This window comes from Planotetraspora phitsanulokensis, from assembly GCF_016863295.1.
Taxonomy (GTDB): domain Bacteria; phylum Actinomycetota; class Actinomycetes; order Streptosporangiales; family Streptosporangiaceae; genus Planotetraspora; species Planotetraspora phitsanulokensis.
Window position 1 is genome coordinate 115,632 of record NZ_BOOP01000019.1, and the last position, 18,475, is coordinate 134,106.

Consider the following 18,475-nt stretch of genomic DNA (forward strand, 5'->3'; position numbering starts at 1 on the left):
CCGCGGCGCCTGAGTGCGTCAGCTGAAGTCGAGCTCGCCCGTGCGGGTGCGCTTCAGCTCGAAGAAGTACGGATACTTGGCGAGCGCGTACGCGCCGTCGAAGACGTTCAGGGCGTCCTCACCGCGGGGGATGCGGTTCAGCACCGGCCCGAAGAACGCCACACCGTCGACGTGGATGGTGGGCGTGCCGACGTCCTCGCCGACCGGGTCCATGCCCTCGTGGTGGCTGCGGCGCAGCGCCTCGTCGTAGTCCGAACTGCCGGCCGCGTCAGCCAGTTCAACGGGCAGGCCGACCTCGGCCAGCGCCTCCTTGGCGACGAGTTCGAAGTCCTTGTTGCCCTGGTTGTGGATCCGGGTGCCCAAGGCGGTGTAGAGGTCCCGCAGCACCTCCTCGCCGTGCCGCTCCGCGGCGGCGATGCACACCCGCACCGGCCCCCAGCCCTTGTCGAGCAGGTCGCGGTACCACTGGGGAAGATCGTCCTTGTTCTCGTTGAGAACCGACAGGCTCATCACCCGGAACCGAAGGTCGATGTCCCGCTGCTTCTCGACCTCGAGGATCCACCGGGAACTGATCCACGCGAAGGGGCAGATCGGGTCGAAATAGAAATCGACCTTGGGCCGGGCCGCCGGCTCCGCTTCTGCTTGGTCGGTCGCCGTCATCACGTCTCCTTACTGGAAGTCTCGCCGAGTCGGGCCCGGATCCGCCTCGGCGCGTCATCAGGATCGCCGGGGGCCGGCATGGCACGGACACCGCCTCAAGATTCTGCAACCACCGCTGATCATCCCTTAATTCCCGTGAACACCCCGAGTCTCTCCGGCGGCCGAACGCCCGCCTGCCCCGGTGTCCGCCGCCCTCCGTATGGTGGTCTTTGCCGGCAGGCTGGGCATACGGGGCAGACGGAGGGCACTGGCACGATGAGCATGACAAGAGCCGAGAAGGCGGCGACGCTGCGCGCGTTGCACGTTCCGGGCGACCCGCTCGTCCTCCCGAACATCTGGGACGCGGCGTCGGCGCGCATCGTCGAGTCGGCCGGGTTTCCCGTGGTCGCCACCGGCAGCGCGGCGATCGCCCCGGTGCTCGGCTACGCGGACGGCGAGGGCACGCCGCCCGCCGAGATGATGGCCGCGATCGCCCGCATCGCCTCGGCCGTCGGCGTCCCGGTGACCGCCGACGTCGAGCGTGGATACGGGCTGTCCCCCGCCGAGCTGGTCGAGCGGCTGTGCGCCACGGAGGCGGTCGGCTGCAACCTCGAGGACTCCGATCCCGTCACGGGGGCGATGGTCGACGCCGGCGAGCAGGCCGACTTCCTCGCCGCGGTCCGCGGCGCCGCGACCGCTTCCGACTCCGACCTGGTCGTCAACGCGCGGGTGGACAGCTTCCTCCACGGATCGGGGACGCCCGAGGAACGGCTCGCCGACGCCGTCGAGCGTGGCCGCCGCTACCTGGCCGCCGGAGCCGACTGCGTGTACCCGATCTTCGTCACCGATCCCGGCATCATCCGGACACTCGTGGAGGAGCTGGGCGGCCCGGTCAACGTGCTGTTCCGGCCCGGCGTGCCGAGCATCGCCCGGCTCGCGGAGCTCGGGGTGGCCCGGGTGAGCTTCGGGCACGGGCTCCACGCCGCGGCGCAGGACTTCACCGCCCGGATGGTGGCGGAGATCAAGGCGGGCCGCAGTCCCTACCCGCCGAAGGAGACCTGACAGTCGTCTCCCCTACCATCGACGGCATGACCAACGTGCTGGTCGTGGAGGACGATCCGGCGATCGGTTCCGAACTGACCGATGCTCTGTCCGACTACGGGTACGAGACGGCCCTGGCCGCCGACGGCGAGACCGCGCTGGATCTGGCGCTGCGCGCGACACCCGACCTCGTGCTGCTCGACCTGGGCCTGCCCGACGTGGACGGCGTCTCCCTGTGCCGCCGGCTCCGCAGTGCCATGCCGTACGCCGTGATCGTGGTGCTGACGGCGCGCACCCAGGAGTTCGAGGTCGTGGTCGCGCTCGAAGCGGGGGCGGACGACTACCTCACCAAGCCGTTCCGGCTGACCGAGTTGCTGGCCCGGTTGCGGGCGCATCTGCGCAGGCAGACGGTCCCGGCCGACCCGCGCAGCAGCATGTCGGTGGGCCGGGTCCGCCTGGACCTGGCGGCCCGCCGGGCGTACGTCGCCGGGACGGAGGTCATGCTGCGTCCCAAGGAGTTCGACCTGCTCTCGGTGCTCGTACGCCGGGCGGGCGAGGTCGTGACCCGGGAGCAGCTCATGGAGGAGGTGTGGGACGCCAACTGGTTCGGCCCCACCAAGACGCTCGACGTCCACGTCTTCGCCCTGCGCCGCAAGCTGACCGAGGAGGGCGAGGATCCCCGCCGGATCACCACCCTCAGGGGACGCGGCTACCGGTACGAGACCGACCTCTGATCATCTGGCCGGCAGCAGCAGGCTGAACACGGGCGAGGCGGCCCGTCTGAGGATGAGACGGCCGCCTTCGGCCTCCGCGAGCGACCGGGCCAGCGCGAGGCCGATCCCGTGACCGTCGCCTGCCCGGCGCGCGAACACGTCGGCACCCTCCGGGATCCCCGGGCCCTGGTCGGACACCTCGACGGCCACCCCGTCTCCGAGATCGGACACCTCGACGGCGATCTGGCCCTTGCCGTGGATCGCCGCGTTGTCGAGCAGCACGTGGAGGATCTGCCGGACGGCGGCGGGCGAGGCGGCGACTCCGGGCAGTTCGTCGGGGACGGCGACCGTGAGGCCGCGGCCGATCTCGGCCAGCGCCGCGCGGCGGTCCGCGCTGATCTCCTTGACCAGGGCGCGCACGTCGAATGGCTCCAGCCCGCTGGTGTGCCCTCCGCGGGTCAGCCGCACGAGGTCCTCGATGGTGGTCTGCAGCCGCTCGCCGCGCTCGACCGCCGTGCGGATGGCACCGGCGAGGTCCGCGTCGGGACGGTGCAGCGCCGACTCCAGGCCCAGCAGCATGCCGGTGAGCTGCGTGCGGAGCTGATGGGACACGTCGACGCTGAATGCCCGTTCCCGGCCGAGCACGTCGCCGAGCCTCCGTGCGGTCGCCTCGAGCGCGAGCCCGGCGGCGTCGGCCTCGCGCACGTCGGACCGCGGCGCCCGGATGGAGAAGTCGCCCGAGCCCAGAGCCTGCGCCGAGCTCGTCAGGTGCTCCAGCGGCGCGGACAACCGCGCCGACTGCCGCAACGCGACGACCGCCGCCAGGCCGATCACGGCCACGGCGAGCCCCGCCATGAGGAGCCAGGCGCGGTACATGCGGTCGCGCACGACCTCGTACGGAACGGCCACCCGGACGGACCCGGCGAGCTTCCTGTCGGAGGGGAAGGGCGCGGCCACCGCGAGGAAGTCCTGCTCGACCCCCTCATGGACGTGGCCGTCGCGGGCGTCGTCCGCGATCCGCGACGTGGCCGGCCCCTCGCCGGACAGCTTGGCCCCGCCGGCGCCGAAGAAGCCGACGGTCAGCGTCGACGGCACACCCCGGGGAAGCGGGAGGTGGACCACGCCGTTCCGCACGACGTCCTCGTGGACGACGGCCGCGATCCAGGTGGCGTTGCGGTCCAGCGACGCCGTCATGTCGTCGTGGTAGAGCCGCCCCATGGAGACCGCCAGAGGGATGGCGAACAGGGCGACGGAGAGCGTGGCCACTCCGACGATGGCTCCCATCACTCTGAGGCGCAGCGGCCTGCCGTACGGCTCCCGCCGACCGGCCGGCTTCCCCGGGTCTGTTGTGATGTGTCGCCTATTTCCCCATATCACCAGCTCAGCGTCCCAGAGTTCCGGGCACGCGTGCGCGCCGGGGACGAGAATCGATTTCCGCGCTGATCCGCTTCGGGCCGGCTCCCGTGGCGGAGGCCGATCCGGTGGTCGCCGTCGCCCTGCCGGCGGGCTCGGCTGACGACGTCGTCGGACCCGTCAGAGGCGGTCCGAGTACGCCCAGCCGGACCAGCGTGCCACCTCGACCAGGACGGCGGGCCCCGCCGGTGGACGGTCGCCGTACTGGGCGTACTTCGCCACCAGCCACTCCACGGCGCGGTCCCGATCCGGGCCGCGTTCGACGACGCGGGCCAGCCCGTCGGCCCTGGCCCACCACAACCGCTCCCAGTCGTCCTCGTAGTGATCGGCCAGGAGGCAGACCCGGGGATTGCCCGCGATGTCGCGGAGACGGCGCAGATCGGCGGTCTCCTTGGGCTTGTGGTCCACGGCGGTCACCACCAGGTCACCGACCACGGCGAAGGTCACCGGCACGAGTCTCGGCACCGCCGCGGCCGCCTCTTCCGCGCCGACCGTCGCGAGCCTGGCCACCCGGGCGGCGGCGAAGAGCTCACGCGCGCGGTCCGCCGGCATCCTCACGCCGCCAGGCTACGGCCGTGCCGTACGGGCCGCTTCGCCGCCGGACCGGCCCCACTTGATGATCTTCCATGGGCAACCTAAGGTTGTCGGAATGGAGCCCCCCGATTTACTGGCGCGAGCCCGCTCACGCTCTACCCATCCGGAAGACCCGCTGGAGACCCTTTCGGCAGCGATCTCGCTCAGCACCGAGCTCAGCGACGACGCCGACGCCCTCCTCGACCTCGCGGTGCGCGACGCCCGGGACGCGGGAGCGTCCTGGACCGCGATCGGCGAACGATTCGGCTTCTCCCGGCAGGCGGCACGCAAACGCTTCACCCCGCCCTTCGCCGGCAAGACGCTGGAGAACCGCCGCAAGAAGCGCGACGCGGCGTGCTCCTTCTGCAGGCAGCGTCCCGGCCCCCGGGTCCACATGGTCCACGGCGAGGCCGGCCGCATCTGCGACAAGTGCGTCGCTCTGGCCGGCGAGATCGTGGCCGACCTCGCCAAACGCCGCTGACGACCCGGCCGCCGCTCACCCGGGCGGCGGGCCGGTCAGGTGACGGTCAGCCGCCGCTGGTACTGCTCGTCCCGCCACAACTCCTTGCTCAGCACCTCGGCGAACGTCGTCGCGGCGTCGTACGCGTCGACGTGGCGGAGGTACAGCGGGGCGAAGCCGAACCGGATGATGTCGGGTTCGCGGTAGTCCCCGATCACCCCCCGGTCCACGAGCGCCCGGACCACCGGGTAGCCGTCGGAGTGGCGGTAGCTCACCTGGCTGCCGCGCCGGTCGGCGTCGCGCGGGCTCGCCAGGGTGAGCCCCGGGCACAGTTCGTCGACCAGGTCGATGAACAACGACGTCAACGCCACGCTCTTGGCGCGGAGCGCGCGCAGGTCCACCCGCTCCCAGATGTCGAGCGAGGCGTTGAGCGCCGTGTAGGACAACACGGGCGGGCTGCCCGAGGCGAACCTGCGGACCCCGTCGGCGGGCCGGTAGTGCGGCTCGAAGTCGAACGGCGCCGCGTGGCCGTGCCAGCCGGATATGACGTTGCGGACGTCGTCGTGGTGACGCGAGGCCACGTAGATGTACGCCGGCGCGCCCGGACCTCCGTTGAGGTACTTGTATGAGCAGCCGATCGCGAAGTCCGCCGCGCTAACGTCGACCGGGACGGCCCCGGCACTGTGGCACAGGTCCCAGACCATGAGCGCCCCGGCGGCCTGGACCTGCGCGGTCACCGCGGCGACGTCGTGCGACGCTCCGGTGCGGTAGTCGACCTGGGAGAGAAGGACCATCGCCACGTCGTCGCCGAGAGCCTCCTCCAGGCGCAGTGCGCCGTCCGCGGTGCCGATGTCGCGGATCTCGTAGTCGCCGAGTGCGGCGGCCGCGCCCTCGACCACATAACGATCCGTGGGGAAGTTGTCCAGGTCGGAAATGATCACCCTGCGACCGGGACGCAGAGGCAGCGCGGCGGTGACGGCCTTGAAGATGTTCACCGACGTGGAGTCGCCAGCGAGCACCTCGCCGGGGCCGGCGCCGATGAGCGGGGCGATCCGGTCACCCGTCGTCTGCGGCAGATCCCACCAGCCCGCCGTGTTCCAACTCGCCCCCAGGTGGAGGCCCCACTCGCTCTCCACCGCGTGCGCGACGCGTGCGGCCGTACGCCGGGGAAGCGCCCCGAGCGAGTTGCCCAGAAGGTAGACGACCCCCGGCGGAAGCGTGAACTCGTCCCTGAAGTCTCTGAGGGGATCCTGCTCGTCGAGGGTCTCGCACTCCGAACGGCTGATGACCACCTGTCGCTCCTTCGCTCACCGCATTATGTCCCCAAATATCTTCATATCGTCACAAATGAGACCCGGTGGAGGCGACCTCGCACCCTTACCTCCGGGTTACTTCCGTACGCCCCGGGGAGTCCGGCGGTCACCCCCGTCCAGGAACGGCGCACCCGGCCTCGGAAGGACCGTATTCGCAGCGTTAATGACTCAGTGTTGGCATGCCGGTGAAATACGGACCGGGATCGTTCCATGGTTACGGACTGCAATAAGTCACGGAGATCGCCACACGGGCACGATCCGCTCAAAATAAGCACGGGACCAACCAGAGACTCTGTGCGATCGTGGACAAGACGGGGCAAGTTCTCTGTAGACGCCAATCCCCCGTTGGTGACAGAGGGTGATCAAACGTGACGGAGTCCCCGGTGCATCACGAGCCCCCGATCTATCGCCGCATCGCCAACCGGCTGCGCGACCAGATCCTGTCGGGCGAATTGAGTGATGGGGATCGACTACCGGGCGAAAACGCGATCATGGCTGAGTACGGCATCGCGCGAGCGACGGCGAGACAGGCGCTCGCCGTGCTCATCAACGAGGGCCTGGCCGTACCGAGAAGAGGATCGGGCGTCTACGTGCGTCTGTTCCGCCCGATCAGGCGGCACGGGTCCCGGAGGCTCTCAAGGGAACAGTGGGGCCAGGGCCGGGCGATCTGGGACTCCGACACCCGAGGGCGCTCCTACACCGTCGACGAGGTCAGCATCGAGCGGACCCCCGCGAGCGAGCACGTGGCCCGGGTGCTCGACTGCGACCAGGCATGGGTGCGCCGCCGCCGCTACTCGGTGGACGGCCGCCCCGTCCAGTTGGCCGTCTCCTACTTTCCGGCCGACCTCGTCGAGGGCACGGCGGTGACCCTGCCCGACACCGGACCCGGTGGGGTCTACGCGAGGCTCGGCGACCTGGGTTACTCGCCCGCGCACTTCACCGAGGAGGTGCGCGCACGCATGCCGCAGCCGGGGGAGGCGAGCCTGCTCGGCCTGCCCGCGGGCACTCCGGTCATCATCATCAGCCGGGTCGCCTACGCGGCCGGAGGTATTCCGATCGAACTCAATGAGATGACTCTCGACGCCGCATCGTATGTACTCCAGTACGACTTCGATGCGTAGGTCAAGGGGCTAGGTTGACCTGTCCATCCCGATCATTGATTTCTCTAGAGATGTCCCGCACCTTGAGAAAGAGACGTCAAGAACAACCGGACACGGCGAGGGAAGGGTGGACGGATGTCCTTTGACCGACACCTCGCCGAGATTGCCCGGGAGTTTCCGGAATGGACGATCTGGCGGAGTGACGCGGGCCGGTGGTGGGCTACCCGGCATCACCCGCTGACCATGGAGCAGCGGGAGGCCGGCTGCGCGATGACCATCGACGCGGACGACCCCGAAGGGCTGCGCGGTCAGCTGCGTGAGCAAGAGGAACGTGCCACGATCGCCGATCCGTGAGCGCGGAAGCCTCCGACCCTATCGGGGGCGGAGGCTTCCGCTCGTTCTCCCGTGGGGGCGTCGCCACTGGTGCCAGTCACAACGACGCCCTCACGGGTCAAGCTCTCACTTGTTGTGGAACGGCCCCTGGTCGTCGTGCGACTGCCGGAGCCGGCCGAAGTCGACCTCGGTGTACTCCGCGACCTCCATGACCATCGGGGCCGGGGCGAGGGGGTCGGCGTGGCGGACGTCGTCCACGATCACGCGGATGTCCTCCTGGGCGTCGCCCACGGAGTGGTCCACCGCCCGGACCGGGCGGAACATGTCGACGCTCTCGTGGGCGGGCGCGTGGCCTGCCGCGTATCCGGCCTCGTCGGCGGTCGCGACGTCCAGGCTTTCGACCTCGACCCGGCCACCGGACCGGTTCACGTCGTCTTCCTGGACGTCCTGGTCGCCGCCCTGGTCCGCCGGGCCGCCGTCGGCCAGAACGTCCTCCTGGGGCTCCGGCTGGGCGAGGACGTCGGCGACCGGCTGCTCGGCCTGCTGCGCCTGGCGGAACTGCGGGGCGGGGGGCACGACCGCCGCCTCGTCGATCAGCGGACCCGCCGCGGCCTCGCGGTGCAGCAGGTCGCCGAGGACGGAACCGATCTCGTTGAGGCGGCGCATGACCTCCGTGTGCGTGTCGGTCAGGTAGACGACCCGGCGGCCGGTGTGCTCGTCGAGCGCGGTGACCCGCTGCTCGGCCGCGGCGAGGGCCGCGGTCGCCTCCGCGTTGGCGTCGGCCACCTGCCGCTCCGACTCCAGCCGCGCGGCGGTCAGCTGCCGGTCCGACTCCGCGCGGGCCGAACGCAGGGTGTCCTCCGCCTCCGCACGAGCCGTCCCCAGGGTCTCCTCTGCGTCGGAACCCGCCTGCGACAGCAGACGCTCGGCGGCGGCGGTCGCGTCGGCGACCCGGCGCTCGGCCTCCTCCTGGGCGGCGGCCCTGATCGACTCGGCCTGCTCGCGTGCCATCATGACGAGCCGCTCGGACTCGGCCGCCGCGTTGTCGCGCATGCGGGCGGCCTCGGACTCCGACGCCTCCTTGTTGGCCGCCGCCTCCTCGTGGGCCAGCTTGAGGATCTGGCTCAGGCGTTCGCCCAGCTCGTCGGGGTTCTGCGGCGCCTCGGTCATCTTGCGGCGCGCGTCGGCGAGTTCTATGCGGCTCTGCTCGGCCTGGTCGATGGTGCGGGCGAGCCGTTCTTCCAGGTCCCGGATCTGGTTGCGCGTCCGGATCATGTAGTCGTGGACCTGCCGGCGACTGTATCCACGCATGACGACTTCGAAGGAGTCGTCGCTCATGAGGTCGGGGAAGTTCTCGGTCTGGTTGGTCATGACAAGCCCTGGGGGTCGAAGATAGAGACGGTACGCACGTCAGGACACGACTTTCCTGCCATCGGGCGGACATCGCAACCCGAACGCCTCAAGCGCCCGCTGGAAAATTGCAGGACACCGGCCCTCAGGCGGCCGCGGGGCGCGTGGAATCATGACCCGCATGCCGTACATCGCAGCGCTGGACGACGACGCCGTGCCGACGATCCACCCCGACGCGTGGGTGGCTCCGGGGGCGGTGGTGGTCGGGCGGGTACGGCTCGGCCGGGCCACCAGCGTCTGGTACGGCTCGGTCCTGCGCGGTGACGACGAGCGGATCGAGGTCGGCGCGGAGTGCAACATCCAGGACCTGTGCTGCCTGCACTCCGACCCCGGTGAGCCCGCGATCCTCGAGGACCGCGTGAGCCTCGGGCACCGGGCGATGGTGCACGGCGCGCACATCGGCGCGGGGGCCCTGGTCGGGATCGGCGCGACCGTGCTGGGCCGCGCCGTCGTCGGAGAGGGCTCGCTGGTCGCGGCCGGCGCCGTCGTCACCCCGGGCGCGAAGATCCCCGCCGGGGTGCTGGTGGCCGGCGTGCCGGGCCGGATCATCCGCGAGCTCACCGACGACGACCACGCGTCCTTCGCACGCACGCCGGCTAACTACCAGGCGAAGGCGCGCCGGCACGCCGCTGCGACCGAGCTTTCCCGATGAAGGTCCCGGTCAGGACGAGGTGGTCGGAGAGCTCGGGATCGGTCCTGATCACCTCGGCTCCCGCGGCCATGAAGTCCGCCTCGGTCGCGAAGACGTAGTCGATCTTGCGGCCGCCCCTGGTCGTCGGGGCGCCGGCCCGGCGCTGCGCCCGGTACGGCCCGGCCCCCACCTCCGTGTACCTCCCGGTGCCGAGGCCCCGGCCGTACACGGCGGTGAGCTGGGGGTCCTCCGGTTTGCGGTTGAAGTCGCCGCCGAGGATCACCGGGCTGCCTCCCGCGTACTCGGCGACGAGGGCCTCCACCTGCCCGGGAGACTCGGTCTCCGAGATGTGCGTCACACAGCTCACCGACCGGCGCGGTCCCACCATGCTCCGGGCGCACAGCAGGCCGCGGGGATGGACTCTCGAGCCGGCGCCGGGCGCCGCGTCCACGGCGAGCATCCGCCGGAGCGGCCGCCCGGTGACCGGCCCCTTGAGCGCCAGGGCCAGGCCGAACGTCTTCTTGTCCGGGGGCGTCGTCCGAGGCGTGAGGTCGCCCCAGAACCGGCGGCACTTGTCGCCCTTGCCGTCCCGCGCGTGCGCCCGGTCGATCCCGAACCACACGATCCGGTAGCCGGGCAGCTCGCGCTGGAGCAGGTCGACCTGCGCGAAGCACATCTCCGTGAACGAGGCGACGTCGATGTCACGCCGGTGGACGAGTGCGGCGACCTCCCCCGCCCACGCGCGCCTGCGGTCGGGCTTCAGGCTCTCCGTGCAGGTGTCGTCCCGGTTGTTCGCCGCGCAGACGTTGTAGGTGAGCACGTTGACGCGGTACGGACCCGGCCGGTCCGCGGCCGACGCGCCGGTGAATCCCCCCGCCAGTACGACCATCGCCGCCGCCGGCACCGCGCCGCGCCGACGCCATCCCGCCTTCCGCACGCACCACACCCCCCGATTCCGGGAGCCCTCGCGGGCATCCGTTCAGGAGGTCATTTGCGACAAATCCCCCCATAGGCGGTGACAGTAGCCGAATCTGGATCATCCAACCCATGCGCCTGTGGTGAAATTTCCTACATTGATTGCCATAACGGGCGCGGCGACGGCCAGGTACGCCATGAAGACCCACCGCCTGCGCGCACCGGTGATGCCGATCGACAGGTACAGCGGCCACCACAACAACGACGCCCGGCCGACCGACATGTAGAACGACGACATCGCGAGCAGCGCGACCGCCTGGGGCGCGAGATAGGCGAGGTTCCCCCACCGCCGCCCGACGGCCTGCCAGACGACGAGCGCCGCCAGCACCAGGGCCGCGAGGATCTCCTCACGGTAGGACGTGCGCAGGACGCTCTCCTCGAGCGACCGGTTCCAGGTGTTGACGAAGACCTGCCAGGGCCACTCGGCGAAGCGCCCCCAGTAGTCGGCCTCGGCGTGCTTCCACGCCAGCAGGTCGCCCGTACGCGTCCAGAGGTAGCCCATGTAGGCCAGCACGGGCACGGCCGGCAACGCCAGCCACGGCGCCGTGCGCCATCCCTTCCCCCGCAGGCCGTTGTCCGCGACGAGGAACTGCACGACCAGTCCCGCGAGGAGGAACAGGCCCGAGACGCGGATCGAGGAGGCGAAGGCCGCGCACACCGCCGCCGCCTCCCAGCGGCCCCGCCTCGCGAGCAGCCACGCGGGGATCGCCAGCGCCAGGAACGGCGCCTCCGAATAGCCCGCCAGCATGAAGACGGCGAACGGGCTGAGGAAGAAGGCCAGGACCGTCCACGTTCCCGTGCCCTCTTTGAACGACTCGCTCAGCCGGGACAGCGCGACCGCCACCACCGCGCTCGCGACGAGCGACACCAGCACGATGGCGAGGCTCCAGTCGGAGACGAACACGTGCAGGTAGCGCAGGAGCAGCGGAAGCCCGGGGAAGAACGCGGCAAGCTTGGGCGCGTCCGTCATCCCCGGCGACCCGTCGTAGCCGTACTGCGCGATGGCGATGAAGTTGTCGGAGTCCCAGGGCGTGAGCCGGTCGAGCAGCGGGGCGTCGGTCCGTCTCGGAGCCGCGAGGACCATGTAAATGTACGTGGCCACGTGCCAGAAGAGCCAGATCAGCAGTGCCGTGCGGTCGCTCGGCGAGCCCAGCCACCACGGGCGATCCGGACTCGTGTCGGAGGCGCCGCCGGTCGCGGGCCGGCTCGCCGGAGCCGGAGCGGCAGAGGCCGGGGCACCCGGCGTCGCCTCCGCCTGCACGGGGTCCGCGGCGGCCACGGGCTGGTGGATCTCTGTCACGACCACCTATCGAATACGTCCGGAGTGTCCATGCCAAGGGTCAGCGGCACGTGTTTGTGAGCTTACGCGGCATTCATCAGCGTTCACGCAGCTCATCGCCTTTCCGGACGCGGAAACTTCCACGTCCGTCCGCGGGATCGCGCTTCCGCCTCCGGTGTCGGTGACCGGAACTAGCATTGCCGCGTGCGATGGGACGGGTTCACGGCGATGGAGCGGGATGTCCGCGCTCTCGTCGGCGACCCTCGGTGGATCACACTGCCCCCCGTCACGCGCGCCCAGGTGATGGCCCAGCGGATACTCGAGACCCCTGACGGGTCCCGCTGGCTGTTCGGCGCCCACGCGCGGTGGCACCGGTTCGGCCCGGCGGACGGCCGCTGGCACCTGTCGGCGCCGCCGTCGCACGCCGGCGTCCGGTCGGCCGCCCGGCTCGTCCCGCCGCCGCCGGCGATCACGCCGCTCCCGCTTCCCGCCGGGCCCGACTTCGCGTACGAGCGGGGATCCACCCAGGGCTTCGTCGGGCCGGACGTGCCCGAGGGGATCACCGAGGGGGTCCGGGCGCTGCTGCAGGCCCACCGGGGCCTTCGCCGCGACGAATTCCCCCTGCCGCCGGGCGGCTTCCACGAGACGTTCGCCCGCGACGTGACCAGTCCGGTCGCGGCCGTCTGGTGCACGGTCATGTGGTGCGCCTACGCGCCCGCCTTCGACGGCAACGAGGTGCTGCTGTCGATGTTCGGGGAGTTCCTGGCCCGGCCGCTCCCCGGAGACGACTGGGTGCGCTGGCTGCCGCCCACTTCGCTCGACGCGCTCATCGCGCTGTACTCCGATCGGATGGGCGCGGGAGCCGCACAGGCCGGGCTCCGCCTCGTGCGGCTGATGACGGACACCGCCGCCGTTCTCCGCGCCGACACCCGGTTCCGGCCGCGGGCCGAGGCCCTGCTCGCGATGGCCGGGCCGATCCTGGCCCAGCCGTGGCTGGACCACCACGCCCTCGCGGCCGGCGCCGTACGGCAGGCGTGGTTGTCCCGGTGCCCGCCCCACCTGATCGGCGCCACGCTCACCGAGACGTCGCCTGGCGAGCACTTCCGGCACAGCCTGTACGACCTGGTCGAGTCGTTGTCGTTCACCGCCGTCCGGGGGGTGGACCCGCGGGCGGCGGCCGCCGCCCTGCTCGCCGCGGACCTCGACGGTCGTTTTTCGGGGTCGCCCGCGGCAGCGGACGCCGTGAACCTGCTCTATGCGTGGCTGGACGAGGAGTCACGCCACCAGCTCTACGTGGCGCTCTCGGATCCGTCCCATCCGCTCCGCGGCTTCTGGCCTTCCCGCGGCGCGCTCCCCCCGGCGCTCGTGCCGCCCGACCGCCGGGCCGCCTCCGCCCTCCTCGGGGCCGCGTACGCCACGGGGCTGGCGTGGTGCCGGCTCACCGGGACGGCGCCGCCCGCGAACGGCTTCGCGGCCTCTTCGGCCGTGGTCCCGTTTCTGATCCACCAGCGTGATGATCCATTTCCCGCCGGCGGACCTGATAGCGTCGGCTCACCACATGATCACGGACGGCTGCCCGACGGGGCCTGGCAATAAGATCACCGGCATATCGGGGCGATCCCACCGGCCTCCGTGGTCGCAATGCGTCACGTCAAACGTCAAATTCGGATATGTCATCCTTACTACTCCTTTAGCAATCTCTTCCCATCCTCACCGCCTTTTTCACCGAATCGTGATCTCGCTATCTGGGAAATGGTCAGAGGGGGACACGATCGGGTCGCGGAATGGTCCCGATGGGCCATGTCGCGGAAAGGAGCCCCGACGTAACCTCGTGGTGGGTGTGGGCTGCGGAAGGAAGGACGACGCGGTGGGGCACGATGACCTGGACTCTCGGGTCCACGATCGTGTCGCGTTGGACGAGATCGCGCTGTACGCCGAGGTGCTGGAGGCCGTCAACTTCACCGATGACCGACTGACCTTGGAGGAGCTCGACAACGCGCTCGGATTGCGGACTTCGGCGAGCCGCTGAAGGGATTCTCAGCAGAACCGGTCCGGACTCCTCAGGGGTCCGGGCTGGTTTTTGTCCGGACCTAGTTCAAAACACCCAATAGGTGCATAACCCTCAAGACCGTACAAGTCGGGCGATGGCCGCAGAGGCTTCCTTGACCTTGGCCTCCGCCTCCGGGCCGCCCGCGCTGACGGCGTCGGCGACGCAGTGCCCGATGTGGTCCTCCAGCAATCCGAGCGCGACCGCCTGAAGCGCACGCGTGGCCGCGGACACCTGGGTGAGGACGTCGATGCAGTACGCGTCCTCGTCGACCATCCGCTGCAACCCGCGGATCTGCCCCTCGATCCGGCGAAGGCGCGCGAGGTATGCCTGCTTGTCGCCGCTGTAGCCGTGCATGCCTCAACGGTACCCGCTACGGGTATCGAGACGCCTTCCCGCGAGCTAGGCCCGGGAGCGCAGGCCGTACATGAGCTCCTGCCAGCGGGCGGCGATCACTTTGGCCGCGCGCGCTGACGCCGATTCAAGCGCTCCCGCCGCGAGCGCGGCGCGGCGTCGCTCGTCGTCCACGAGCGCCAGCAGCGCCGCCGCGTACGACTCGATCTCCCCCTCGCCCTCCGCGACCAGGACGCTGTCCTCGCCCGGCCGCAGGAACTGCGCCGGTCCGCGCGGCGAGTCGAACGCGACGATGGGGACCCCGCAGCTCAGCGCCTCCACCACGGTCATGCCCAGGGGCTCCTGCCGGGACGGCGCCGCGACGATCGACGCCTTGGCGAACTCTCCGGCCAGGTCCGACGTGGCGCCCATGAAGTAGACGTGGTTGTGCAGATCGAGGTCGGCGACGAGCGTGCGGAGGCGTTTGTCCTCCGGCCCGCTCCCGTACAGGCGCAACCTCCAGTCCGGCCGTTTGTCCGCGACGATCGCGAATGCGCGGATGAGCCTGTCGTACGCCTTCTGCTGCACGAGACGGCCGCCGGCGCAGACGATCCGGTTGTCCATGCGTGAGCGCGGCCACGGCCCCGCCGGCAGTGGATCGGGTATCGCGTGGACGGAGAGCTCGTCGTCGAGCAGCCGGACCCATTCGTCCCGGCCGCCCGGGCCGCTGGCCACGACGGCGTCGAGGCGGGGGTAGAACCGCCGGATCGGTCCCGGCACCGCGGGCCGGTTCCACTCCCGGGCGATGCGGACGATCTCTCGTGGCGCGTACCTGGCCGACTGCACGCTCAGCCCCGGCCGCGCCGTGACCAGGACGTCGGCCCGCAGGTTGCGGAGCAGGCGCCACAGCGCGACCTCGGTCCGCATCTGGCCGCGCGGCAGCAGATGGGGCACACCGGGCCGCGCGTCCACGAGCCAGCGCATGGCGATGCGCGGGCTGACAGGGAAGAACGGCTTCTCCCTGGTCCGCTTGACGCTCACGACCTCGACCTCGTGGTTGCGGGCCAGCTCGGTCGCAAGGTTGAGGATCGCCCGGACGTCACCACGCATGCTGTACGCGGAGGGAACCAGGAAGGTGATCCTCACGCGCCCACCTCGAGCCGTAACTCGTCGTCGGAGGTGAAGCTCGGCACGATCGGCACGCCGTCCACGAGCGCCTGCGGGTAGTGGACGCGGCGCCGTTTCCCCTCGATGTCGTCGAGTCTGGCGCCGAGAGGAAGCACTCCGTCGACGCCGTCCACTTCGAGCGAGGGCTCCCAGACGCCCTCCGACTCGGGGATCGCGTCCAGCACGTCGCACAGCGAGAGGGCCGCGTGGAAACGGACCCCCTGCACGGTGGCGGCGACCGTCACGGTCGCGGCCGGGTCGTCGTGCCGCAACGCGAGCCTGGCCTCGTGGTGCCGGTCGTCGTCGTCGAGCCCGGTGTAGGCGAGCAGCCCGGTGACCTCGAACCTGCCCTCGCGGAACCAGACCGCACGGACGTCGGCGACCGGCTCCGCCTCCTCGATCTTGATGGCGAGGAACCCGTTCCTGGTCCGGTACGCCCGGTAGGCCATCGTCCGGCGGTCCAGCGCGTACGCGTCGAGACGGTCGAGCGAGAAGCCGGGGTCGACGCTCTGGATCCGCGTGCGCGTCGCGTCGGCCTGGAGATAGGCGTCCCAGCGGCCCGTGGTGAGCGACAGGGGGGCGAGCGAGACGGCGACGCTGGCGTCGCCGGACGTGCCACCCGGTGTGCCGAGCGGCACCTCCCGTTCCACGCCGGTGCCGCGATGTCGCAGCACGAGCTGGGTGCCCTCGGCGAGCGGCTCGTCGATCGCAATGCGAAGAGAGAGGACGTCGGCCAGTGTGACCTCAGCGCCGGTGACGACCACGCCCACCCTGCAGCTCCCTCCCCGTCGATCGAGCCAACGTTGAGGTTACCGTGATTTTCCCGTTATGTGGAGAAAGGGTTTCATGCCCTTCCTAGCGAAGTAGCGCTTCTTCCTTCTTTACTGAAAGATTCCACAAATAGTTCGCCGATCATGAAAAGTCGCTGCTATACGCCTTTCACGGATTTGATCAGCAACTGGGCCACGTCGACCACTTCGACGGACTCCTTGGCCAGGCCCGAGTTCTTCTTCTCATTGATCGCGTCGCCGAGCATGACGAGGCAGAACGGGCAGGCCGTGGAGACGGTGTCGGGATCGGTGGTCAGCGCCTCCTCGACGCGCTCGGTGTTGATGCGCTTGCCGATCCGCTCCTCCATCCACATGCGCGCGCCGCCGGCGCCGCAGCAGAACCCGCGGTCCTTGCACCGGTGCATCTCCTGCGTCTGCACGCCGGGCACCTTCGCCATGATGTCGCGCGGCTGGCTGTACACCTTGTTGTGACGGCCGAGGAAGCACGGGTCGTGGTAGGTGATCTTCTCCTCGATCGGGGTGATCGGGGTGAGCCTGCCCTCCTCCACCAGGTGCGACAGCAACTGCGTGTGGTGCACGACCTCGTAGTGCCCGCCGAGCTGCGGATACTCGTTGGCCAACGTGTTGAAGCAGTGGGGACACGTGGCCACGATCTTCTTGACCCCGGCCTCGTTCAGCGTCTCGATGTTCTGCTGCGCGAGCATGTTGAACAGGAACTCCATGCCCAGACGGCGGGCCGGGTCGCCTGTGCACGCCTCCATCGGGCCGAGCACGCCGAACTTCACCCCGGCGATGTGGAGCAGCTCCGCCACGGCCTTGGTGGTCTTCTTCGCCCGGTCCTCAAGGGCGCCGGCGCAGCCCACCCAGAAGAGGTACTCGACGTCCTCGGGCATCTTCTCGTCGATGAGCGGGACCTCGAAGTCGAGCTCCTCGATCCACTCCGCCCGCTTCATCTCGGACATGCCCCACGGGTTGCCCTTGTTCTCGAGGTTCTTCAGCATCACGCCGGCCTCGGAGGGGAACGAGGACTCGATCATCACCTGGTAGCGGCGCATGTCGAGGATGTGGTCGATGTGCTCGATGTCGACCGGGCACTGCTCGACGCAGGCGCCGCAGTTGGTGCACGACCAGAGCACGTCGGGGTGGATGACGCCGTCCTCGCCCACCAAGGGCTTCTCGAGCAAGGCCAGGACGTCTTCGCCCTGGTGGGCGCGCTGCTCCTCGCTCATCATGAGATAGGGAGCGACCTTGAAGGCGTGGTCGCGCTGGTCGAGGATCAGCATCTTGGGCGACAGCGGCTTGTCGGTGTTCCACGCCGGGCACTGCGACTGGCAGCGGCCGCATTCCGTGCACGTGTAGAAGTCGAGGAAGCCCTTCCACGTCGTGTCCTCGATCTTGCCGCGGCCGAACACGTCGACGTCGGGGTCGGCCTCCTCGAAGTCGAGGACCTTGCCGTTGCTGCGCATCTCCTGCGCGGCGCCCAGCCCGTCGGGACGGCGCGAGAACAGCACATTCATCGGGGCGGTGAAGATGTGCAGGTGCTTGGAGTTCACGACGATCACGAGGAACACCAGCATCACGCCGATGTGCAGCAGCAGGCCGACGTTCTCCAGCGCCTCGCTCGTCGGGAGGATCTTGGCGACCAGGTCCGAGGCGAAGGCGCCGGACTTGTACGGGAAGTTGCCCGTGTTGACCGCCGCCCCGCGGAACAGGAACATCGTCCAGATCACGTTGAAGATCATGAAGAGGACGAGCCACGCGCCGCCGAGGTGCGAACCGGAGAACCGGGACTCGCGGCCCAGCTTCTTCGGCGACCTGGCGATGCGGATGGCGGCGAACGCGATCAGGCCGATGAGCGCGGCGACGGCGATGAAGTCCTGCAGGAAGCCCAGGACCGCCCACGTCCCGACGAGCGGGATGTGGAAATCGGGCTTACCGGTGACGGCACCCTGGATCAGCGCGCCGTACGCCTCGAGATAGACGGTGGCGAGAATGAAGAACGCCCACATGACGAAGAAGTGCGCGGTGCCCGAGGGCGTCCACTTGAGCAGCTTCTTCTGCCCGAAGACCTCGACGAGTTGGGCCCTGATCTCCGCGCCCACGTTCTCCCTGGCGTACGCGATGCGCTCAGGGGCGGGCTGGCCGCTGGTGGCGAGCCTGTAGAGGAACAGCACGCGACGACCGGCCACGGTGACCGCGACCGCGGTCATGACCAGCCCGATGATCGCTACCCAGAGCACGGGCCCTCCCATATCCA

At 70.0% G+C, this 18,475-nt stretch carries 19 protein-coding genes; 8 read left to right on the plus strand and 11 right to left on the minus strand.

The window, feature by feature from the left end; translation table 11 throughout:
- Positions 1 to 18 precede the first annotated feature (18 nt).
- Positions 19 to 660 carry a mycothiol-dependent nitroreductase Rv2466c family protein gene (locus tag Pph01_RS20520; protein WP_204074739.1) on the minus strand — a complete coding sequence of 214 codons (642 nt, stop codon included), beginning with the start codon at positions 658 to 660 and terminating at the stop codon, positions 19 to 21.
- Between the two features lie 255 nt (positions 661 to 915).
- Between Pph01_RS20520 and Pph01_RS20525 the strand changes: the two genes are divergently transcribed.
- Positions 916 to 1,701, plus strand: coding sequence for an isocitrate lyase/PEP mutase family protein (locus Pph01_RS20525; RefSeq protein WP_239116873.1), 786 nt, complete (start codon positions 916 to 918; stop codon positions 1,699 to 1,701).
- 26 nt (positions 1,702 to 1,727) lie between these two features.
- Entirely contained in the window at positions 1,728 to 2,414 is a 687-nt protein-coding gene (locus tag Pph01_RS20530; RefSeq protein WP_204074740.1) for a response regulator transcription factor, read from the plus strand.
- On the opposite strand, the gene Pph01_RS20535 is transcribed toward Pph01_RS20530, so the two are convergent.
- Together Pph01_RS20535 and Pph01_RS20540 are read right to left on the minus strand one after the other, a co-directional pair.
- Positions 2,415 to 3,677, minus strand: coding sequence for a HAMP domain-containing sensor histidine kinase (locus tag Pph01_RS20535; RefSeq protein WP_204074741.1), 1,263 nt, complete (start codon positions 3,675 to 3,677; stop codon positions 2,415 to 2,417).
- A gap of 249 nt (positions 3,678 to 3,926) precedes the next feature.
- On the minus strand, positions 3,927 to 4,358 hold the full coding sequence (locus tag Pph01_RS20540) for a TIGR03668 family PPOX class F420-dependent oxidoreductase (RefSeq protein WP_204074863.1): 432 nt from the start codon (positions 4,356 to 4,358) through the stop codon (positions 3,927 to 3,929).
- A gap of 97 nt (positions 4,359 to 4,455) precedes the next feature.
- Between Pph01_RS20540 and Pph01_RS20545 the strand changes: the two genes are divergently transcribed.
- Positions 4,456 to 4,860, plus strand: a complete 405-nt coding sequence (locus tag Pph01_RS20545; RefSeq protein WP_204074742.1) for a ClpX C4-type zinc finger protein — start codon at positions 4,456 to 4,458, stop codon at positions 4,858 to 4,860.
- 35 nt (positions 4,861 to 4,895) lie between these two features.
- Here the strand turns inward: Pph01_RS20545 and kynU are convergent, their stop codons facing one another.
- The gene (gene kynU, locus Pph01_RS20550; protein WP_204074743.1) at positions 4,896 to 6,131 is read right to left on the minus strand and encodes a kynureninase; all 1,236 of its coding nucleotides are present in this window, start codon (positions 6,129 to 6,131) and stop codon (positions 4,896 to 4,898) included.
- Between the two features lie 389 nt (positions 6,132 to 6,520).
- Between kynU and Pph01_RS20555 the strand changes: the two genes are divergently transcribed.
- Complete coding sequence (locus Pph01_RS20555; protein WP_204074744.1) at positions 6,521 to 7,273, plus strand: GntR family transcriptional regulator; 753 nt, start codon at positions 6,521 to 6,523, stop codon at positions 7,271 to 7,273.
- Between the two features lie 114 nt (positions 7,274 to 7,387).
- Positions 7,388 to 7,606 carry a hypothetical protein gene (locus Pph01_RS20560; protein ID WP_204074745.1) on the plus strand — a complete coding sequence of 73 codons (219 nt, stop codon included), beginning with the start codon at positions 7,388 to 7,390 and terminating at the stop codon, positions 7,604 to 7,606.
- A 105-nt stretch (positions 7,607 to 7,711) separates the two neighbouring features.
- On the opposite strand, the gene Pph01_RS20565 is transcribed toward Pph01_RS20560, so the two are convergent.
- On the minus strand, positions 7,712 to 8,956 hold the full coding sequence (locus Pph01_RS20565; RefSeq protein WP_204074746.1) for a coiled-coil domain-containing protein: 1,245 nt from the start codon (positions 8,954 to 8,956) through the stop codon (positions 7,712 to 7,714).
- Between the two features lie 160 nt (positions 8,957 to 9,116).
- On the opposite strand from Pph01_RS20565, the gene Pph01_RS20570 reads away from it, so the two are divergent.
- Positions 9,117 to 9,647: a gamma carbonic anhydrase family protein gene (locus Pph01_RS20570; protein WP_239116874.1), complete on the plus strand. Its 531-nt coding sequence runs from the start codon at positions 9,117 to 9,119 to the stop codon at positions 9,645 to 9,647.
- On the opposite strand, the gene Pph01_RS20575 is transcribed toward Pph01_RS20570, so the two are convergent.
- Positions 9,592 to 10,563: an endonuclease/exonuclease/phosphatase family protein gene (locus Pph01_RS20575; protein ID WP_204074748.1), complete on the minus strand. Its 972-nt coding sequence runs from the start codon at positions 10,561 to 10,563 to the stop codon at positions 9,592 to 9,594. The genes Pph01_RS20570 and Pph01_RS20575 overlap by 56 nt on opposite strands.
- A 99-nt stretch (positions 10,564 to 10,662) precedes the next feature.
- Complete coding sequence (locus tag Pph01_RS20580) at positions 10,663 to 11,901, minus strand: mannosyltransferase family protein (protein ID WP_204074749.1); 1,239 nt, start codon at positions 11,899 to 11,901, stop codon at positions 10,663 to 10,665.
- A gap of 183 nt (positions 11,902 to 12,084) precedes the next feature.
- Here Pph01_RS20580 and Pph01_RS20585 point away from each other — a divergent pair, with 183 nt between their 5' ends.
- Both Pph01_RS20585 and Pph01_RS20590 read left to right on the plus strand, forming a co-directional pair.
- Positions 12,085 to 13,476 (plus strand): hypothetical protein, encoded by a 1,392-nt coding sequence (locus tag Pph01_RS20585; RefSeq protein WP_204074750.1) that lies wholly within the window; start codon positions 12,085 to 12,087, stop codon positions 13,474 to 13,476.
- Positions 13,477 to 13,747: 271 nt separating this feature from the next.
- Positions 13,748 to 13,909 carry a hypothetical protein gene (locus tag Pph01_RS20590; protein WP_169806330.1) on the plus strand — a complete coding sequence of 54 codons (162 nt, stop codon included), beginning with the start codon at positions 13,748 to 13,750 and terminating at the stop codon, positions 13,907 to 13,909.
- Between the two features lie 93 nt (positions 13,910 to 14,002).
- On the opposite strand, the gene Pph01_RS20595 is transcribed toward Pph01_RS20590, so the two are convergent.
- The 4 genes from Pph01_RS20595 to Pph01_RS20610 form a co-directional block, all read right to left on the minus strand.
- Positions 14,003 to 14,284, minus strand: a complete 282-nt coding sequence (locus Pph01_RS20595; RefSeq protein ID WP_204074751.1) for a metal-sensitive transcriptional regulator — start codon at positions 14,282 to 14,284, stop codon at positions 14,003 to 14,005.
- 45 nt (positions 14,285 to 14,329) lie between these two features.
- Positions 14,330 to 15,406 carry a glycosyltransferase gene (locus Pph01_RS20600; RefSeq protein WP_204074752.1) on the minus strand — a complete coding sequence of 359 codons (1,077 nt, stop codon included), beginning with the start codon at positions 15,404 to 15,406 and terminating at the stop codon, positions 14,330 to 14,332.
- Positions 15,403 to 16,197 carry a hypothetical protein gene (locus Pph01_RS20605; RefSeq protein WP_204074753.1) on the minus strand — a complete coding sequence of 265 codons (795 nt, stop codon included), beginning with the start codon at positions 16,195 to 16,197 and terminating at the stop codon, positions 15,403 to 15,405. The genes Pph01_RS20600 and Pph01_RS20605 overlap by 4 nt, the downstream gene beginning before the upstream one ends.
- A gap of 158 nt (positions 16,198 to 16,355) precedes the next feature.
- Positions 16,356 to 18,458: a (Fe-S)-binding protein gene (locus tag Pph01_RS20610; protein WP_239116875.1), complete on the minus strand. Its 2,103-nt coding sequence runs from the start codon at positions 18,456 to 18,458 to the stop codon at positions 16,356 to 16,358.
- Between the last annotated feature and the right edge of the window lie 17 nt (positions 18,459 to 18,475).

Coding starts and splice junctions, on each gene's coding strand:
- Pph01_RS20520 (WP_204074739.1), bottom strand. CDS start 660: ATGACGGCGACCGACCAAGCAGAAGCGGAGCCGGCGGCCCGGCCCAAG.
- Pph01_RS20525 (WP_239116873.1), top strand. CDS start 916: ATGAGCATGACAAGAGCCGAGAAGGCGGCGACGCTGCGCGCGTTGCAC.
- Pph01_RS20530 (WP_204074740.1), top strand. CDS start 1,728: ATGACCAACGTGCTGGTCGTGGAGGACGATCCGGCGATCGGTTCCGAA.
- Pph01_RS20535 (WP_204074741.1), bottom strand. CDS start 3,677: ATGGGAGCCATCGTCGGAGTGGCCACGCTCTCCGTCGCCCTGTTCGCC.
- Pph01_RS20540 (WP_204074863.1), bottom strand. CDS start 4,358: ATGCCGGCGGACCGCGCGCGTGAGCTCTTCGCCGCCGCCCGGGTGGCC.
- Pph01_RS20545 (WP_204074742.1), top strand. CDS start 4,456: ATGGAGCCCCCCGATTTACTGGCGCGAGCCCGCTCACGCTCTACCCAT.
- Pph01_RS20560 (WP_204074745.1), top strand. CDS start 7,388: ATGTCCTTTGACCGACACCTCGCCGAGATTGCCCGGGAGTTTCCGGAA.
- Pph01_RS20565 (WP_204074746.1), bottom strand. CDS start 8,956: ATGACCAACCAGACCGAGAACTTCCCCGACCTCATGAGCGACGACTCC.
- Pph01_RS20570 (WP_239116874.1), top strand. CDS start 9,117: ATGCCGTACATCGCAGCGCTGGACGACGACGCCGTGCCGACGATCCAC.
- Pph01_RS20595 (WP_204074751.1), bottom strand. CDS start 14,284: ATGCACGGCTACAGCGGCGACAAGCAGGCATACCTCGCGCGCCTTCGC.